An 18979-nucleotide genomic window follows, 5' to 3' on the forward strand; every position below is an offset into this window, starting at 1 on the left:
TAATCATTGTTTAAATAAAACCAATGTCCCTTTGAGCCTCTGCACCTTTTTAAAACTACGCAAAATAACTGCGTACTAACTTTTGAATCTTTGTTCAAAGAAAAGAACTAATGAATACAACGCTTTTAAAAGAAATGATTGCAAAAAAATATGTCAAGGTAAACAAACACCCTAAGCATAATTTATATATTTATAACTATACTCAAAATGCTCAATTCGAGAGAATTTGGAACGATGTTACATTAGCGTGCAGAGGTTTAATCCTTGATGAAAATGGAAATGTGATCGCAAGACCTTTTCCTAAGTTTTTCAATTTAGGCGAAATCGAAAATCAAATTCTTCCGGATACAACTTTTCAGGTTTATGATAAAATGGACGGTTCATTAGGAATTTTGTATTGGATAAATGATGTTCCTTTTATGGCCAGTCGAGGCTCTTTTTCGAGCGATCAATCGGATAAAGCGAATGAAATGCTGCACGGAAAATATCGAAATTCGTGGTCGCTTTTGGATAGAAGTAAAACCTATTTGTTTGAAATTATTTATCCTCAAAACCGAATTGTTTTAGATTACGGTACTTCAGAAGAACTGGTTTTATTAGCGATTGTTGATACAAAATCCGGAGAAGAATTTCCGCTTGAAGATATTGGTTTTCCTGTAGTGGCAAAATATGACGGAATAAAAGATATTCTGACTTTAAAAGAAATGAATATTGCGAATAAAGAAGGTTTCATCATCAAATACGCGAACAATTTCAGGGTTAAAATTAAATTTGAAGAATACCTTCGTTTACACCGAATAATCACTGAGGTTTCTAATGTGAACATTTGGGAATACCTAAAAACAAACCAATCTATGGAAGAAATCCTGGAACGTGTTCCTGATGAATTTTTCGATTGGGTAAAACAAACCAAAAGCGATCTGGAAAATCAATATGTGATGATTGAGAATCAATGCAAGAAAGATTTCAAAGTTTTAGATTCCCGTAAAGAAACAGCTTTGTATTTCCTGACTTGCAAATATGCGAGCGTATTATTTGCGATGCTGGATAACAGAGAATATTCAGAAATTATCTGGAAAATGATTCGTCCGAGTTTTGAAAAACCCTTTAATAAAGAAGAAGAATAAAATTTTAATTTAACTGCGCAAAATAACTGCGCAGAGGCAAAGCTATATTTGTCCAACAAAAATAAACACAATGATTATAAAACTTAAATCAGAGAATAAATACTTTTTAGATGTTCTTTATAAAAATCCAAATACAGATCAAGGTTTGTATTTGAAAGAATTAAAAAACGGAATTATCATAGGAAATGTAATTTCTAGTAGTGAATATCATTGTGTTTTTCTGGACGGAAAAAACAGTTACTTGCCGGAAGAAGGAAATCAAATTGATTTTCAAAGTTATTGCAGTCCATTATTAGCTTTGAACATATCAACTGAATTTTTTAATCATTTGTACAAAGAAGATAAAAGTTTGGGTGAAACAACAATTTCCTGGTTAGACAAAAACTATAATGAAATTGATACAGAAAAATGTACTATCGAAGTTGCTACTTTTTTTATCGATTCAGGCTGGTACAAAAACGAAAAGTATCTTTTGTCAAAATACATTGGCGGAATTTCACTCAATAATAAAATAGGCAATAATTACGAATTAAAGATCGAAGGAAAAACCGTTAGAGAAGCGGTACAGAAATTTTCGCTTGTTGCTTTGTTTTCGCATTTTACTAATAAATATGCCGTTTATACTTTTATTGATGACTATTTTATTCAGAAGCATATCACGATGTTAACCAATATTTCGGGCATTCCGTATTTTGTGTTTTATCTTTTTATAAAAAGAATCATGCGTTCTCCCGTACAATTCGAAAAGTTCAAACCACAATTAGAAGCCTATTTTGATAACGAAGTTCAATTTGTTTTTACAGACACGCATCAATCCAGAAAAGAATTTATTTGCAGTAAAATCAATTTTGATGAAACGGTTTTAGATTTTGGTTGTGGCGAATTACAATATTATAAATTATTGCTTAAAAAAGGATTTACCAAGGAATATCATGCATATGATGAAGTTGATTTTAAACACATTGCAGATAAAATCACAGCAATAGAAAATGCAGATAACCTGCATTGGGTTGAAAATCCAGAAGAAATAAAAGGTTTTGAAGGTCAGGTTATTTTGAGCGAAGTAATTGAGCACAATTCTTTAGAAGAAGCAAAAGCATTGTTAATCTGGATCAGGGACAATACCAATTTCACACAATTATTTGTAACAACGCCAGATAAAGATTTTAATGTAAATTATGAAATGACTGATGAATTCAGACATGACGATCACGATTTTGAACTTTCAAATTCAGAATTTAGAACATTAATCAACGAAATTTTTCCAAACTCTAAAACGTATTATGGAGTAGGAGATTGTGTAAAAGGAGTTTATCCAACAAGTGCAGTAATCATTCAAAAAAAGTAAAAATGTTAGACTATAAAGTAAGAAACAGAATAGAGTGGTTTTGCAAAAATAAGATAAACGATTTTTCGCCAACTATTTCTCCGGCGCCAAAAAGCAAGACAAAAAATGAGATAGAAAGCATCGAAGAAGCTGTAAACTATTATATAGAAAAAGGAGTATCTGAATTTGTGGTTCAAAAAAAATACATGGGTTCGTATTGCACGATTTACTTGAAAAGAAACCTTGAAGAAACCTATTTTGTTTCCAGAAATGGTTTTAAAATGGATCATATCGATGTAGAAAAAACAATACATAGTTTGAAGGATCTGCATGCCAAAATGGAAATTGCTTTTCCTGATTTCGAAACCATTTTGATCGCTTCAGAATTATTGCCTTGGAAAGTTTTGGGAGCCGGATTAATCGAGAAAGAATTTACAGGATATTATGATGCTTTAAAAACGCACAATGAGTATTTGAAATCTTCGGGATTACTTGAAAAACTGATAAGTGTGAGAGAATCGGATACATTTACAGAATATATTTTAGATAAAAAACAGCTGACTAAAAAAGAATTCAACAATAAACATAAAGCACACATTGTTCGTCAATACGAAGCCTTGGCCGCTGTAAAAATACCAGATGTAACCAAGCAGGAAGAATCATTGAAAGTGTTTCATAATCAAATTGATACTTTTGGAAACGAAGCCGAATTGCATTTTAAACCTTTTACGATTTTAAAAATTGTAAATATTTCTGGTGGCGAAGTATTGCCAAACAGCAATTTGACTTATAAACTGGTAAATGATGATGCTTTTTTGCAATTAGAAATTACCGCTTTAAATAAAGAAGAAAAGTTACAGGAAATTTATTCGTTTTTCGAAAAACTGACCAATGAGAATGAAGAGGGAATCATGATTAAGCCGGTTCAAAATTATATTAAAAATTTACCACCGTGTTTTAAAGTTAGAAACAACAATTATCTAACGATGATTTACGGAGTGAATTTTCATCAGGATTTTGATCATTATTTAGAAAAAAGAAATGTAAAAAAGAAGATGGAACAATCGATAAACGGTTGGGAAATCAATCAGAAAATGCTTCAGATTCCGTATAAAGATTTAGAAGAAGAAAATTATTTGATGCGTTTGTTGCTTTTAAAGCGAATCAACAACGAGGAAATAGAAAAAACATTAGATCCAAGATTATAACAAGATAATAAAATGAAAAAGATACCAACATTAACGATACTTACAGGTTGTCCGGCATCAGGGAAAAGTACTTTCGCCGAGTGGAAAGTGAGAACTGAACCAAAAACGATGCGAATAAGTCGTGATGAAATCAGGTTTTCGCAATTTCAGGAAGTTATGGATCCGGCATTCGAAAGCATGATTTCGAAAGTGATCAATGGACAAATTAAAACCTTACTTTCTAATGGATGGAATGTTATTCTGGATACTTGCAACGCAAAGCTGGAATACATCAAACAACCTATTAAAGATTTCTCTGAAATGGCAAATATCGAATTCAAGGTGTTTGATTTGCCACTTGAAGAACTCTTTATCCGAAACGAAAAAAGAGACCGAAAAGTGCCAAAAAAAGTGATTGAAAATATGTACCATCAATTGCAAAAAACAAAAGAAAAGTTTGATTTTAAACCAATAAAGAAAGTGAATAAAAATCTTGAATACTGCGCTCAAAACCCGGATTTGCCTAAAGCCATAATTTGTGATCTTGACGGAACCCTGGCTTTAATGAACGGAAGAAATCCTTTTGATGCAAGCAAATGTGATGAAGACGAAATCAATAATCCGGTGGCAAATGTGTTGAGAAATTACAAGAAATTGGGATATCAAATCTTATTAGTTTCAGGAAGAGAAGACCGATACAAAGTACCAACATTGCGTTTTCTCGATAAACACGAAATCGAATACGATGAATTAATCATGCGTAAAACCCAAGACAACCGAAAAGATTCGATCATAAAAACCGAAATCTATAATGAATCTATCAAAGATAAATACTTTGTAGAATTTGTTCTTGACGATAGAAATCAAGTAGTTGATACCTGGAGAAACGACTTAAAATTGCCTTGCTTTCAGGTTTATTATGGGGATTTTTAAAAGAGAGGTTCTAATTTAGTATTCAGTCTCAGTGGCAGTTTTCAGTGTATAGACGCACTTTTTAGTTGTCAGTCTCAGTCTCAGTTTTCAGTGTAGAGGCGCACAGCAGTGCGTCTAACACTTTGTGCTGATTTTAACCGCAAAGGACGCAATCCCGAAGCCTTGGGATACGCAAGGTTCGCAAAGGTTTTTCCACACCGTATGTCATTTCGACGGAGGAGAAATCTCCGCAAGTAGCTCCGCAACGTGAGTCCAATCTTTGTAGAGTTTCTCGCGGAGATTTCTCCCTTCGGTCGAAATGACAAATATTACGCTTAAAAAATAATAATAGCCAGACCAAAGAATAGAAAACTTTGTGTCTTAGCGCCTTAATGGCAAAAAACAAAAAAATGAAACAATACATAGACATAGGAATTAATTTAACCAATAAGCAATTCCAAAACGACATAGACGATGTCATACAAAACGCTTTAGATGCTGATGTATCGCAAATGATACTTACCGGAACAAGCGTAAAAAACAGCGAAGCTTCGGCTCAAATAGCAAAAGAATATCCCGGAATATTATATGCCACGGCAGGAATTCACCCGCATGATGCGAAGAGTTTTGATGCGCAAAGCATCTCGAAACTAAGAAATTTATTAAAACAGAAACACGTAGTTTCAGTAGGCGAGTGCGGACTGGATTTTGATCGTGATTTTTCGCCCAGAAATGTACAGGAAAGCTGTTACAAAGCCCAATTAGAGTTGGCGATTGAAGTCAGGAAACCTTTGTTCCTGCACGAAAGAGCCGCTTTTAATAAGTTTATGGAGATTACAAAAGACTATTTGCCACAATTGCCAAAAGCGGTTGTGCATTGTTTTACAGGAAGTTTGCAAGAAGCCAAAACCTATCTCGATAACGGATTCTACCTTGGTTTTACGGGAGCAATATCCGACAGTAAACGTTTTGAGCATTTAAAAGAAGTGATTCAATACGTACCGCTGGACCGAATGATGATAGAAACCGATGCGCCATTCATGCTCCCAAAAAACGTAACTAATAATCTCCTGAAAAAATACCACGAACGCCGTTGCGAACCTGCTTTTCTGCCTTTTGTTGCGGCGACTGTGGCGCAGTTTAAAGGGATTTCAGGAATTATAGTTGCGGAGGAAACGACGAAAAATGCTAAAGACTTTTTTGGAATTTAGCGTTTCCTAACAGGTTTTAAAAACCTGTTAGGTATTGTGTTAGATATTTTTATTTGTAGGCTTTTAAATCAGGTATATTTACTGAGTTTAAAGGCTTTTTGTTTATTTATATTTGAAACCAACGATGAAAGAAAAAATACTTAAAAAATTACAAGAAATAGAAAAAAGCAAGAATGTAGAAATACTTTTTGCTGTAGAATCAGGAAGTCGTGCCTGGGGATTTGCTTCTCCGGACAGCGATTATGATATCCGTTTTATATACAAATACGAACCCGATTATTACTTATCGCTTTGGGAAAAACCAGACGTAATCGAATTCATGACCGATGATGATCTTGACGGTTCTGGTTGGGATTTACGGAAAGCCGTAAAGTTATTAGCAAAATCTAACGCACCTTTGATCGAGTGGTTGTTTTCGCCTGTAGTGTATTATGCAAATAATGATTTTGCAAAACAAATGCAGGACTTAGCCGTAGAATGTTTTTCGCCAATAGCGACTTTACATCATTACTTGGGAACGACAAAAAATTTCATGGAAGTTTGCGAAATGGAAGAAGTAAAACTAAAAAGTTATTTCTACGCCTTAAGAACCGCTTTAGCCGGAAAATGGATTATAGAGAACAATTCGTTTCCGCCCGTTGCTTTTGCTGATTTATTGCCAATCGCACCACAAAACATACAAGATAAAATAATAGAATTACAAGAAATAAAAGCCAACCAAAATGAAAAGTATTTACATCCAAAAGAGGTTTTAATAACTGATTTTTTATTAGAAACGGTACATTTTAATCAGGAAAATGCTAGTAAGTTGGGAAGTGGTAAGAAGATGAATGCGGAGTTGGATTTGTTTTTTAGAACTATGATAAAATTATAAAATATATGGAGTATTCAATTGAACAAGTAACGGAGGCATATAATAAATTAAGAGCCTACATTTATTATGATTCTGGCGAATTATTGTTAAGAGAAAAAATAGTTGTTTTTGAAACTGGCTTGTCAAATGCAGCTGATAATCTGTTTAAAATATATAGAAATAAAGATTATTCTAATTATATAAAAGACGAGGAGGGGAATTTTATTTCTAATTACAAAGGAAAAATTACTTTAGAAATGAAACTTAAGGTTATAACTGATAGGCTTAATAATTATCATATTGAACCTGATTTTTTCCAAAAGTACATTAACGAAGTTGATGTGAAAATTTTTCCAAAAGTATTTGTTGCAAATGATATTCAAAATAAAATCGTATCAAATCAAAGAGTCAAAGAAAAATATACTTTAGAAAAGGCGACTGCTTTTATTGATACCTCTATTGAAATTCATATACTATCGGTTCTATGGATTCTTAGTCAAGGCGTTAAAATTGATTCTAATTTGCAACCAGAATGTGTTGGTAACAGACTCTTGTTGAATAAAAATAAAGACAATGTATTAAAGGGGAGTTCATTATTTAAGCCATATTTTAAACAATATCAAAAGTGGCGTGATGGTGCTGTTGATGTGGCTAAAGATTTGTTATCACAAGATAAAAATGCACTTTTTTTAAATTTAGATATTAAAGATTATTTTTATTCTGTTAGAGTAGAAGTTGGTAAATTTCCCATAAGAAAGAAATTGGGCATTACAAGTAAAGAGTATAATTTAAATGAGATTTTATTAAATATTCACAAAGACTACACATTAAAGATAACGAATGAGTTTGAACTTCCATATGATTTTGTAGACGAAGTAATGGATGCAAAAGGGAATATGACTAAAGTTATTTTACCAATAGGCTTACTCTCATCTTATGTATTAGCGAATGACTATTTAAAGGAATTTGATCAAGTAATAATTGAAAAATATAAACCTGCCTATTACGGAAGATATGTTGATGATATATTAATTGTTTTGTCCGAACCAAATCCCCTAAGTTTTACACAAAATAATTTTTTTTCAGATTTTAATTTTTCATTTAATAATTACAAAAAAAATATTAATGAAACTAAAAAGAAATTTTATAATGTAAAATTTAATGAAAGCAATCTGTCAGAAATTGAGTTATACATTTTGAATAACTTTAATAAGATTGTAAGTCTTGTAGATAATCCGTTTCATCGTAAAAAGAATAATGAAGATTGTATTTGTGATGATACAAGGGAGAGAATATTTAAAGTAAATGGATATCCATCTTTATTTTTTCAAAGTAGTAAAACGCTTTTACATTATTTTGATAAAGATGAATCGAGTATCGTGATTGATAAGCTTAAAAAGGAGTTAAAAGAAAAATCAAGCGAATTTAGAGATATGCCGAATGAGCAAGATGACTCTAATAATTTTGAAGAGAGTGCATATTATTTACAATATGACGGTACAGATGGAAAGATAAAAACTTTAAAAGATTATAAAGAAGATAGGTTTGGGTTATCAGTTTATCTGTCTCACAAAATAAATTTTGCTTTGCGAAATCAAAAGATGATTTCTAAAGAAGAACAAGATAAAATAATTAAATTTTTTAGAGGAGAAAACTGTCTAACATTATATAAATTGTGGGAAAAAATATTAACACTTTTATTAATTAATAAGCAACCTAAAGATTATATGAATTTTCTATTTCATTGTATGGAGCAAATAGATAAGATAGAATCAAATCATAAATATTCAGATATAATTGTCTCAAATTTAAAAGGGACAATGATTAATTATCTTTTTTGTGCTCACGAAGTTTCCTTATCACTCAATTTAGACTTTTTAAATACTAATGATGGAATTTCTAGGGAATATGAATTTAAATCCAATCACTTTAAAAATAATATCTACACAATGTTTTTTTCTGAACTGGATTTTATTAAACCAAATTCATTTATTGCAGAGAGATATAGAAAAGCAAACATGATTCGACATCACTATGTCGTAATACCATTGTTAAATTATACAAAGCAAAGCAAGAAAGGAAAAATCAATTTAGTTGATAAGAAATTGCATATTGAATCCTATGAAATAGATGAAAAATTATTGAAAAATTCTCCAAGACCAATTAGGTTTTGGGAATGTTGTATTGCATCTTCATTTCAACAATTTTACAAGTTTAGTCAGATAAAAAATTTATGTGCAAACAACGAAGGATATATAGAAACAGATATATTATTTGATATTGAAAAAACAGAAAAAGAAGCTGTTTTTAATGATGAAAGTTTTGAATATGAGGAAATTGAGAAAATAATCAAACAGAATTATTTAGATGTCGCGTTTGAGTATTATTTAGAAGGAAATACAAACCACTCAAATGATTATGAAAGCTATGAAGAATTGAAAAGCAAGTTTTATAGTTTTTTAAATAATAATAAATTTGAAATAGATAAAGAAAATAAAATAGAAATACCTAAAATATCCTTTGCAAATACAGAAATATTAGAAGATAATATTTTGAAAAGCGTTTTAGGAAGTCCTAATTTAACTTCTGAAAGATACAATAAACTAGCTTTAATATTAAAAAAAGCTAGAGAAGAGAGTGCTGATATTTTATTATTTCCTGAATGTTTTGTTCCATTTAATTTGTTATCAACTTTAGCCAGATATTCGTCAGATAATCAATCATTATTAGTTTCAGGTTTGGAACATATTACCATAAATAATACTTCATTTAATTTCGTTGTATCTATTATTCCGGTTGAAGTAAATGGAATAAAGGATGCTACAATAGTGCTAAGATTGAAAAAAAATTATTCACCGGGTGAAGAATTGATGATAAATAAGAATCATTTATTAGTGCCAAAGAGTAAACAAAAAATTCAAATTACAAATTGGAGAAACATCTATTTTTCTGTTTGTTATTGTTTTGAAATGGCTAATATTAGTCATCGGGAACAATTAAAGAGTAAAATAGATTTATTAATTGGAATCGAATGGAATAGAGATATACCTTATTTTTCCAATATTGTTGAGTCGGCTTCAAGGGATTTACATTGTTATGTTGCGCAAGTAAATACTAGTAATTTTGGAGATACAAGACTCACCCAGCCTAAAGAAACTGCTGTAAAAGATATTTTACGATTGAAAGGAGGAATTAATGATGCAATTTTAGTAGGAGAAATTGATATTAAGAAACTAAGAGATTTTCAACGAGTAAAATCTTCTATAAACCCAAGTAAAGAATTTAAGCCGTTACCCCCCGATTTTCTTTTAAATGAAGTTATTAAAAGAATAAAGAATCAATAGATAGATTATGACCATCCAAAACCTAAAATCCCAAAACCTAATCCTTTTCGAAGTTATTTCAGGAAGTAAATCTTTTGGGTTAAACACACCAACATCAGATACTGATATCAAAGGCGTTTATTATCTGCCAAAAGAAAAATTCTTTGGGTTAGATTATATTCCGCAGATAAGTAATGAAACCAATGATGAGGTTTATTATGAAATTGGTCGTTTTGTAGAATTGCTAATAAAAAATAATCCTAATATTTTGGAAATTTTGGCCTCGCCGGAAGATTGTATTTTGTACAAACATCCGTTGATGGAGAAATTGAAGATAGAAGATTTTCTGTCTAAATTGTGCAAAGATTCTTTTGCGGGATATGCCGTAACGCAAATCAAAAAGGCGAGAGGTTTAAACAAGAAAATTGTAAACCCAATGCCAAAGGAAAAGAAAAGCCTTTTGGATTTTTGTTATGTTTTGAAAGGTTACGAAACTGTTGCTGCAAATAGTTTTTTAGCAGAAAATAATTTAAAGCAGGAACAATGCGGTTTGGTTAATTTGCCAAATTCAAAAGGAATGTTTGCGTTTTTTTATGATGATGATAAAAGCTTAGGCTATAAAGGAATTATTCAAAAAGAAAATTCTAATGAAGTTTCGCTTTCATCAATTCCTAAAAACGAAAAGCTAATAGGTTATTTATCCTGCAATCAGGACGGATATTCTAAGTATTGCAAAGAATACACTGAATATTGGTCCTGGATCGAGAAACGAAACGAAGATCGTTACAACACCAATCAGCAACACGGAAAAAATTACGACAGCAAAAACATGATGCACACGATCCGGCTTTTGCAAACGGCTGAGCAAATTCTGTCAACAGGAAAATTAAATATTAGAGTTTCTAATCGGGATGAATTACTGGATATAAAAGCAGGAAATAAAGAATACGATGATTTACTCGAAATGGCAGATAATTTAATTATTTCAATCGAAAATCATTATCAAACTTCAACTTTACCTGAAAAACCAGATGAAGAAAAAGTAATTCAAACTTTAATTAAAATTCGTGAAGAATTATACCAATAAAAAAATGCGCAATTCCCATTGCGCATTTTATATATAAAGAAAAAGAAAATCCTATTTCTCTTTCATCAACTTCTCTAAATACTCAACCTTTTCTTTTTCAGACTGAACCAAACGTTCATAAAGCTCCACAACTTTATCAAGAGGATTGAAATTACAATGATTATTAGTTGTATTTCCTTGAGCACCATTATTAGCACTATTGTCGTAAAAGTTATTAAAGAAATTAAAAACAGACTCTTCTGTAAAATTTTCAATAGCTTCTATGGTAACACCAAGTACTTTTGCAATTTGTACCAATTTTTCGAAATCGACAGTTTCGCTGGTTTCAATACTCGAAACAGTTTGTTGACTTAGTCCAATTGCTTCTGCAAGCGCTTCTTGTTTCATACCACGAAGCTCTCTGATTCGGCTAATATTTCTGCCAATGTGTTTTGGTTTAGTTGCTGTGCTCATAATTCAAAGGTATTTAAAATTCTTTAAAAAAATACTCATCGGTAAAAAACAAGATCAATTTGGTAAAATACAATTTCCGTTGTTTTTTGTGTCTGTAAATATATGCTTTTTCTTACTTTAATTAGAACAGTATTTTACAGGTAAAGACTATAATAAATGTTTTGTAATTTAGTAGGCTAAATATAAAAACGTATGAATTGTAAATTAACATTTAAAGAAAGAGCTGAGTTAGGCATGGAAATACTTGCAAAACAAAGACCTGTAACTTTAGAACAAGCAAGAGCGCAAGCAAAACGACTTAAAGAGGCAAGTACATTAAAAGTGAAGAAAGAGCGCTAATAAAAACAAAGTTATGCTAAGCGAAAATCATTAAAAACAATAATTCAAAAATCCGACTAAATCCGCGTTTTCGCGAAAGCGAATCCGTATAATCCGCGTCTAAAATTCAACACTTCAACTGAAAATTATTAATCAAAATTAATTCAATCAAAAAAAAGACTAACAAAACAGACTAAAAATTAATTAAAATTTGGCACATATTATATGTCGGTTAATTTTTTATTAAAAAATCAAAGTTCAACTTGTCTGTAGCTTTTTATTTACTAATTTAGAAACTTTTAATTTAAGCCACTGTTTAGTAATGAATATTACCATATCTGTCAAGCAATTAGGGAAAAAGCACCCTATACTTCAGGAAACAATCATCAGTTTAGATAATACTACTTCAATCCTTTCTGTTCGTAATTTCTTAGAATTAATCGTAAAACATCAGGTCGAATTGTTTCATTCGGCATCATTTGAGTGGGAAGATGAAGACACAATTCATCTGCCAAAAGAAAACTATTTGCCAATTCTTACAGATACCGGCAAGGTAGGTTTTGGCGCTATTTACAATCACAACAAAGTAAATATTGTTACGGCACAGGAAAATGCTATTCTAGCTTTTGAAGATGGTTTATACGCCATTTTTTATGGCGATGACCAACTCGAAACTTTAACGGAAGAAATCGATTTATCCCAAAACAAATCCATCACATTTATCAGACTTACCTTTTTAGCAGGAAGCTATTGGTAGTTTTCAAAATTCAATGACAATTTCAATGACAATTTCAATGAAAATGTCAAATCAAATTAAAATCAGTTTGTGCAGTTTACCGTTGGATTATATTTACAGTATACAGCCAAAATTTTTACCATAACTTATAAATAGAAATATTATGACGATCGAAGATCTCTTGAAGAGTAAGATAATTGAAAATCCAATTACGAGATTTAAAAAGCAACTGGAAGAAGTTGTAAACAGCAATATAGTTTCTAAATTATTATTAAAAACAAAGCTTACAAAAGAAGTTGCCGAATTTGGTTTGCAGTTATTAAAACTGAAAGACAATTATTATGGTACTTATGTTTCTTTGGGTTCGACAGAAGTCAAAGAATTCGAAAAATGGGTAAAAGACGAGATCTGGGAAGATAAAAATTACTACGATCTGCTGATTTACTTTTTTGGAGAAGAAAATGCCCTTTATGTAAAAGAAGCATGGAACAGGCTGCCACAAAAAATGTATCAGTACGGTTACACAAGACGTTCTTTTAGAGCTCCCAATAATAAAAAATATTTGCTTGTAAATCAGGTCAACTTCTTACGATCTTTAGTTCACAGCCCGCAAATTTATAATTATCAGGATAGTAGTACCTTTTATTATGATTTGAGTATCGAAGATCAAATTCGTTTTGATGCCGAAATTTCGAATTCAACCAATCAGTTTATGCTTTGGTCCGCAGCGATAGATTTAGATAAAGAAAATCTGTTTCAATTGTTCGAAGATATTATTTTCAACAAAGACCCAAGAGGAAAAGTTTCGCGCAACATTATCAAAGCACTTTTAAACAGCGAGAAAAAAGAAAGCTGGGAACTGGTCGAAAAATTATTGCTGGCAGCACAACGTCAGGAAGGTTTGCGCCAGACGGTTTTAGAAGCACTTGACGAAACCAGTATTGGCGCTTTGCAATACATGATTAAGGTGATTGTTGATAATAAACTAACCCGTTTTTCGTCAGTTGTACGTTCAATAGACACCTGGACCGGTTTGGGTTGGGATGCTGAAAAAGAAACAACGGTTCGAAATATCATTCAGCTTGCTTCAGGTTATTTCTCGAATCCGGAAACAATTCCGGCCGGAATTCAAAGTAAGAATAATAATGAAGCCTATATGGCGCTTTGGGTTCAGGGTGTTTTTGATGTAGAAAAAACGGTTCCGTATCTGCATGAATTACTGGATAAAGGTTCTATTGAAAAAAAATCCCTGGCGTTGAAATTTGCCGGAGAAACCGAAGATCCATATATCGAAATGCCACTTTATTTTAAAGCTTTAAACGACGAAAACCTACAAGTTTTGGCATTTGCCCTTCCCAGATTGAATGCGATGCTGGATGCTAATGCAAAATCTAAGTTTTATGTTGAGAATGAAGACTATCCTGATTTCTTCGAAAAAGTATACCATCTGGCGCAGACTTTAACCGTAAAAGAAAAAACGTTTGAAGGCAAAGTGTTTTCATGGCTAAATATAAAGTTCGAAAGAGATACGCTTTATTCGGCTGCGATTAATCTGGTTGGTGATAATGACGAAAGATTAGAGCGTGTTTTAAATCATTTCGAAGGATTTTCGATCAATTTAAGAGAGAAACTAACCAGACAAATTTTAGGCGATCATTATTGTTATTCTTTCTACAGCTATAAAAGCAATAGTGGCAAAGAAAAAAAGACACCTACGGATTTTCAAAGAAATTTTGCCTTACGAATTTTAAAAGACAGAGGAGAATCTCTTGTCGCTTCGGCTATTTCTACTTTAAACAATTTGAATTTAACCGAAGAGGAACTTGGTGTTTTTCAGGAATTATTCAAACGTAAAAACTCTAATTTAAAGAAAAACCTAACAGCAATTTTACTAAAACAAGAAGATGAAAAAATAACATCTTTTGTAGATAAAACTTTAGAAAAAGGCGATCTGGAACAGCGCATGTCTATTTTGGATTTGATGCTGCAGCTTCAGAAAAATAATAAACTGACTGAAAAAGTAAATGATTGGGTCAAAGAATATTCGGCAAGGCCAAAAATTACCGAGAAAGAAACTAAATTTCTAGAGCAGTTAGAACCATCAAAAAAGAAGAACATTCTGAGTGCCGAAAACGGATTTGGTTTTTATACTCCAAACGAAATTTCGGCTTATGCATTGCCAAAACCCGATGCAGATTCTTTGTATGCCAAAGCAATAAAAGCGGAACAATATGGTTTCTCAAAACCAATGTCGCATATTAAAACCGAAATTTCGAAATTGTATCAATTGTACGAAGAAAATCGAAACTACGAGTATGAAATCGAAAACTATGACAATAGTAAATCAACTGTTTTATTGGGAAATACTTTTAGAAGCGTAAAAAACCTGAAAGACGAAAAAGATCCGGAAGCAGCTGCGGTCAATTATCCGTTGTACGAGATTTGGTCCGGCTGGTTTGAAAATTCAGGTTTAGCCGAAAGAGATTTATTTTTGCTAACTCTTATCAGCAGTTGTGACCGAAAAGTATGGCGCGATTTTCTGGAGAAACATATTTTTTATTTTAAAGAATTATTACCGCACCAAAACAAAAGAGGTTACGACTGGGATAATGCTATTTTGGGTATTTTGAACGCTTTGCAATTAAAATATACCTTTAAAGAAAAAACAGATTTTCTGATTGATGCGTGTAGCACTTTGTATGCTGATCTTCCGGAATCTGTATTAGAATTTGAGTACAAACCGTCAAAAGATGAATTTTACTATAATTCAGATCAGGGGAATGGCTGGCAAAATCAGAATTTTTTCGATATCTATCTGAACAAAATCAGTTTAGTTGATTTAACAGAGGAGCAAAATAATAAAATTTGGAATTTGTACAGATGGAGACAACTAAACGGATTAGAAAGAAATAAATCGCTAACTAAACCGCCTATTTACTTTTATGCTACGGCATTTGATAAAAACTTAATTACAGAAGGAGAGTTGTATGAAGGTGTTTTAGAAAGCGAAAGAATCTCTGTTTTAACAGGCGAAGCAAAACATTACAGACATTTTGGAAGCGATGAGTTAATCAAGACATTTCCATTTTTTGTTCCGATGATAAATAAAATTCGCGAAACATTCTTAGATGTAGAAGTAAAAAGGGGAGATTCGAATACGTCCGTTACACATTTGGTTCAGAGTTTCCAAAAGATATTTGGTATTAACCGTTTGGTCGAAATGCTTGTAGCGTTGGGCAAATCGAGTTTATACAAAGGCTATATTTATTCGTGGAGTTATACAGAGTTAACCAAACAAAAGTTGTTCAGTTACTTATTAAAAAGATGTTATCCGTTGCCTTCAGATACGCAGGAAGTTTTTAACGAAGCGATTAAAAAAGCGAAGATATCAGAAGAAAGGTTAATTCAAACCGCTATTTACGCACCGCAATGGCAAAAGTTAATCAGTAATTATTTAGACTGGAACGGTTTAGACGAAGGAATCTGGTGGTTTCACGCGCATACAAAAACGGCAAGCTACAGCGCAGTAAATTCAGAACTGGAAAGCGAAATGGCTAAATTTTCGTCAATAGATTTGCAGGATTTCAAAGATGGTGCAGTTGACAAAGACTGGTTTATATCTGCTTATAAAAAATTAGGCAAAGCCAAATGGGAACTTTTATACGAATCAGCCAAATATGTAACGGATGGAAACGGACACAGACGTGCACGATTATATGCAGATACGATCACAGGAGATTTGAAAATCAGGGAAGTTACAGCCAAAGTAAAAGACAAAAGAGATCAGGATTATTTAAGGGTTTACGGATTAGTGCCTTTAAGTAAAGCAAGTCCTGAAAAAGATATTTTGTCACGTTATGAATATTTGCAGCAGTTTAAAAAAGAAAGCAAGGAATTTGGTTCTATGAAGCAAGCCAGCGAAGCTTTGGCAATTCGTGTTGCGCTCGAAAATTTAGCCCGAAATGCAGGTTATCCGGATCCGGTTCGCTTAACCTGGGCGATGGAAACCAAGCAAGTTCAGAATATTTTATCAAAAGAAACAGAAGTTACTCTTGATGATGTAACAATAAGCCTTGTGATTAATAAAGAAGGAAAAGCAGATTTAGTAACTTTTAAAGGCGATAAAGAAATAAAAGCAATTCCGGCGAAGTATAAAAAAGAAAAAGCAATTCTGGAATTAACCAATTATCGCAAAACCATGCGCGAACAATGGACGCGTTCGAGAAAAGGATTGGAAGAAAGCATGATTCGTGGTGATGAGTTTCTTTATGCCGAAATGCAGAATCTTTTTGAGCATCCAATAATTTCGAAGCATCTTGAAAAATTAGTTTTTATATCTAGTGATGATAAAATTGGTTTTTATATTGATGGAAATCTGGTAACTGCTTTAGGAGAAGTGATCTCGCTCAACGAAAAACAGACTTTTAGAATTGCGCATTGTTATGACCTTCATAAAAATAGTGTCTGGACAGATTATCAAACATATTGTTTTGACAATAAATTGCAACAGCCTTTTAAACAAGTATTCAGGGAATTGTATGTTCCAACTCCGGATGAATTAAAAGAGAAATCGGTTTCAAGACGTTATGCTGGACATCAGGTACAACCCAACCAGACTTTGGCTTTATTAAAAACCAGAGGATGGAAGGTAGATTATGAAGAAGGATTACAGAAAGTTTTTCATAAAGAAGGCTATCAGGTAAAAATGTATGCGATGGCAGACTGGTTCTCTCCCGCAGATGTAGAAAGTCCAACATTGGAAACAATTGAATTTCATTCGCTAAAGGATTATAAAAACATAGCATTTGAAGATGTTAATCCAAGGATTTTCTCAGAAGTAATGCGCGACATTGATTTGGTTGTAAGTGTTGCCCATGTTGGAGGTGTTGATCCTGAAGCCAGTCATTCTTCAATCGAAATGAGAGCTGTTTTATTGAGAGAAACGTTACGCTTGTTTAAAGTTAAAAATGTAGAGATTAAAGAAAATCATGCGATAATAAAAGGGCAACTGGCAGATTATAGTGTACATTTAGGAAGCGCAGTAGTACATCAGATGCCTGGTAAATATTTATCGGTGCTGCCAATTCACTCACAACATAGAGGACGTTTGTTCTTGCCATTTGCAGACGATGATCCAAAATCGGCTGAGGTAATGTCAAAAGTATTGTTGTTTGCAAAAGACAATGAAATACAAGATCCAACAATTTTAAGTCAGATTGATAAAACTTACGCTTAAAATTTATAAACCTCAAAAAATAAAAATCGCCCTGAATATGAGGGCGATTTTGTTTTTATACAAAAAAGCTAGGGGATTTTTAAGGGAAAATTTAGGTTAAAATTTTTATCTCTATTATAAATATTTCAGGATTATTGTATGTAAATGTTAAATTATATTCCTGAAAACACGTACATTTGTACCTGAAATGGAAAAGAAAAGCATATATATCAGTCTATCGGCAATAGCATATAGCGATCGTTTAGCAGGATTTGTTCCGGCTAAAGGTTCAGGATGGAATATGTATTTTAATGAATTGAAGTGTAAATTGTAGTTACAAACTCAACATAAATATATAAAAGCGTCCTTTTCGGGGCGCTTTTTTTGTTTTTGTCTGACTTAGCAAAGTCTAAGTTTGATAATTAGGATACTCATTATGACAGAAAATGTTCTTATAATTCGTTCAGTATGACGGAAAAAGAATTTTGACAAAAAGAATCAAAAAAATAATTGACCAAATGTAACATGATAATACTAAATAACAAAATATACTCTTGAAAAGTAATCTGATGATAGACAGTCATTTGATAAAATGAAATATCTGCACAATTATGCGGACAGCCATTTTTATGATTTTATTTAGAGGTAACTATTTGATTGTTAGGAAAATAAATATTAAAAATGACTTGCATAATTGATCTTTTACACTATATCTTTGTCGAAGAAATTTGAAGATTGAATTTCAAACAATAATGATTTAAAAATACAATACAATAAATAAAATGGATTTTAAATATAACTCATATAACTCAGAATTACACGCCCCAGGATTCGTTTCGGGATGTTTTACAATACAGGTGCATGAACGGCAGTAGGATAGATATGTCTTATTGAATCTCATGAAGCACCTTTAATCGGGTGCTTTTTTTGTGCCCTAAAATTTAGGTTTGCCATAAAGGCGCGAAGACACAAAGATTTTTTTATAAAGAATTGAATTAAAAAATTAGTGACTTAGTAGCAGACTGAAAAAGTAATGAGTAAAATGATTTTCGCGCAAAGTTGCAGAGGCGCAAAAGCTCAAAGTAAAAAAACTTGGCGACTTGGCGTCTTTGCGAGAGATTGACAAAGTATATAAAAGATAAGTATGAAATGATTTTCGCGCAAAGTCGTATAGGCGCAAAGGCTCAAAGTAAAAAACTTAACGTACTTATGCCTTTGCGGCAGGCTGAT

The 18979-nt window shown here is 32.2% G+C and carries 12 protein-coding genes; 11 read left to right on the forward strand and 1 reads right to left on the reverse strand.

Annotation, left to right across the window (positions count from 1 at the left end; translation table 11 throughout):
- The first annotated feature begins 110 nt into the window (after positions 1-110).
- The 8 genes from ACQKCJ_RS20065 (at position 111) to ACQKCJ_RS20100 (ending at position 11027) form a co-directional block, all read left to right on the forward strand.
- Positions 111-1127 (forward strand): RNA ligase, encoded by a 1017-nt coding sequence (locus tag ACQKCJ_RS20065; protein ID WP_427402789.1) that lies wholly within the window; start codon positions 111-113, stop codon positions 1125-1127.
- Between the two features lie 70 nt (positions 1128-1197).
- Positions 1198-2475, forward strand: a complete 1278-nt coding sequence (locus ACQKCJ_RS20070; RefSeq protein ID WP_427402790.1) for a hypothetical protein — start codon at positions 1198-1200, stop codon at positions 2473-2475.
- A 2-nt stretch (positions 2476-2477) separates the two neighbouring features.
- Positions 2478-3662, forward strand: a complete 1185-nt coding sequence (locus ACQKCJ_RS20075) for a hypothetical protein (protein ID WP_427402791.1) — start codon at positions 2478-2480, stop codon at positions 3660-3662.
- Positions 3663-3674: 12 nt separating this feature from the next.
- Entirely contained in the window at positions 3675-4574 is a 900-nt protein-coding gene (locus ACQKCJ_RS20080; RefSeq protein ID WP_427402792.1) for an AAA family ATPase, read from the forward strand.
- A 389-nt stretch (positions 4575-4963) separates the two neighbouring features.
- Positions 4964-5764: a TatD family hydrolase gene (locus tag ACQKCJ_RS20085; protein ID WP_427402793.1), complete on the forward strand. Its 801-nt coding sequence runs from the start codon at positions 4964-4966 to the stop codon at positions 5762-5764.
- A gap of 124 nt (positions 5765-5888) precedes the next feature.
- A complete protein-coding gene (locus tag ACQKCJ_RS20090) occupies positions 5889-6638 on the forward strand; it encodes a nucleotidyltransferase domain-containing protein (protein ID WP_427402794.1) in 750 nt (249 codons plus the stop codon).
- A 5-nt stretch (positions 6639-6643) separates the two neighbouring features.
- Entirely contained in the window at positions 6644-9961 is a 3318-nt protein-coding gene (locus ACQKCJ_RS20095; RefSeq protein ID WP_427402795.1) for a reverse transcriptase domain-containing protein, read from the forward strand.
- Between the two features lie 7 nt (positions 9962-9968).
- Positions 9969-11027 (forward strand): nucleotidyltransferase domain-containing protein, encoded by a 1059-nt coding sequence (locus ACQKCJ_RS20100; protein WP_427402796.1) that lies wholly within the window; start codon positions 9969-9971, stop codon positions 11025-11027.
- Positions 11028-11078: 51 nt separating this feature from the next.
- On the opposite strand, the gene ACQKCJ_RS20105 is transcribed toward ACQKCJ_RS20100, so the two are convergent.
- A complete protein-coding gene (locus ACQKCJ_RS20105) occupies positions 11079-11480 on the reverse strand; it encodes a helix-turn-helix domain-containing protein (protein ID WP_427402797.1) in 402 nt (133 codons plus the stop codon).
- Positions 11481-11672: 192 nt separating this feature from the next.
- Between ACQKCJ_RS20105 and ACQKCJ_RS20110 the strand changes: the two genes are divergently transcribed.
- From ACQKCJ_RS20110 to ACQKCJ_RS20120, 3 genes are all read left to right on the forward strand, one after another.
- A complete protein-coding gene (locus ACQKCJ_RS20110; protein ID WP_427402798.1) occupies positions 11673-11819 on the forward strand; it encodes a hypothetical protein in 147 nt (48 codons plus the stop codon).
- A 301-nt stretch (positions 11820-12120) separates the two neighbouring features.
- A complete protein-coding gene (locus tag ACQKCJ_RS20115; RefSeq protein ID WP_427402799.1) occupies positions 12121-12555 on the forward strand; it encodes a hypothetical protein in 435 nt (144 codons plus the stop codon).
- A gap of 142 nt (positions 12556-12697) precedes the next feature.
- Positions 12698-17770: a DUF4132 domain-containing protein gene (locus tag ACQKCJ_RS20120; RefSeq protein ID WP_427402800.1), complete on the forward strand. Its 5073-nt coding sequence runs from the start codon at positions 12698-12700 to the stop codon at positions 17768-17770.
- Positions 17771-18979 lie beyond the last annotated feature (1209 nt).

Origin of the sequence: Flavobacterium sp. NPDC079362 (assembly GCF_050267765.1) — a bacterium.
Taxonomy (GTDB): Bacteria; Bacteroidota; Bacteroidia; order Flavobacteriales; family Flavobacteriaceae; genus Flavobacterium; species Flavobacterium azizsancarii.

What these genes read in the sequence shown, in the direction of transcription:
- ACQKCJ_RS20065 (WP_427402789.1), top strand. Translation starts at nt 111, where the DNA reads ATGAATACAACGCTTTTAAAAGAAATGATTGCAAAAAAATATGTCAAG.
- ACQKCJ_RS20070 (WP_427402790.1), top strand. Translation starts at nt 1,198, where the DNA reads ATGATTATAAAACTTAAATCAGAGAATAAATACTTTTTAGATGTTCTT.
- ACQKCJ_RS20075 (WP_427402791.1), top strand. Translation starts at nt 2,478, where the DNA reads ATGTTAGACTATAAAGTAAGAAACAGAATAGAGTGGTTTTGCAAAAAT.
- ACQKCJ_RS20080 (WP_427402792.1), top strand. Translation starts at nt 3,675, where the DNA reads ATGAAAAAGATACCAACATTAACGATACTTACAGGTTGTCCGGCATCA.
- ACQKCJ_RS20085 (WP_427402793.1), top strand. Translation starts at nt 4,964, where the DNA reads ATGAAACAATACATAGACATAGGAATTAATTTAACCAATAAGCAATTC.
- ACQKCJ_RS20090 (WP_427402794.1), top strand. Translation starts at nt 5,889, where the DNA reads ATGAAAGAAAAAATACTTAAAAAATTACAAGAAATAGAAAAAAGCAAG.
- ACQKCJ_RS20095 (WP_427402795.1), top strand. Translation starts at nt 6,644, where the DNA reads ATGGAGTATTCAATTGAACAAGTAACGGAGGCATATAATAAATTAAGA.
- ACQKCJ_RS20100 (WP_427402796.1), top strand. Translation starts at nt 9,969, where the DNA reads ATGACCATCCAAAACCTAAAATCCCAAAACCTAATCCTTTTCGAAGTT.
- ACQKCJ_RS20105 (WP_427402797.1), bottom strand. Translation starts at nt 11,480, where the DNA reads ATGAGCACAGCAACTAAACCAAAACACATTGGCAGAAATATTAGCCGA.
- ACQKCJ_RS20110 (WP_427402798.1), top strand. Translation starts at nt 11,673, where the DNA reads ATGAATTGTAAATTAACATTTAAAGAAAGAGCTGAGTTAGGCATGGAA.
- ACQKCJ_RS20115 (WP_427402799.1), top strand. Translation starts at nt 12,121, where the DNA reads ATGAATATTACCATATCTGTCAAGCAATTAGGGAAAAAGCACCCTATA.
- ACQKCJ_RS20120 (WP_427402800.1), top strand. Translation starts at nt 12,698, where the DNA reads ATGACGATCGAAGATCTCTTGAAGAGTAAGATAATTGAAAATCCAATT.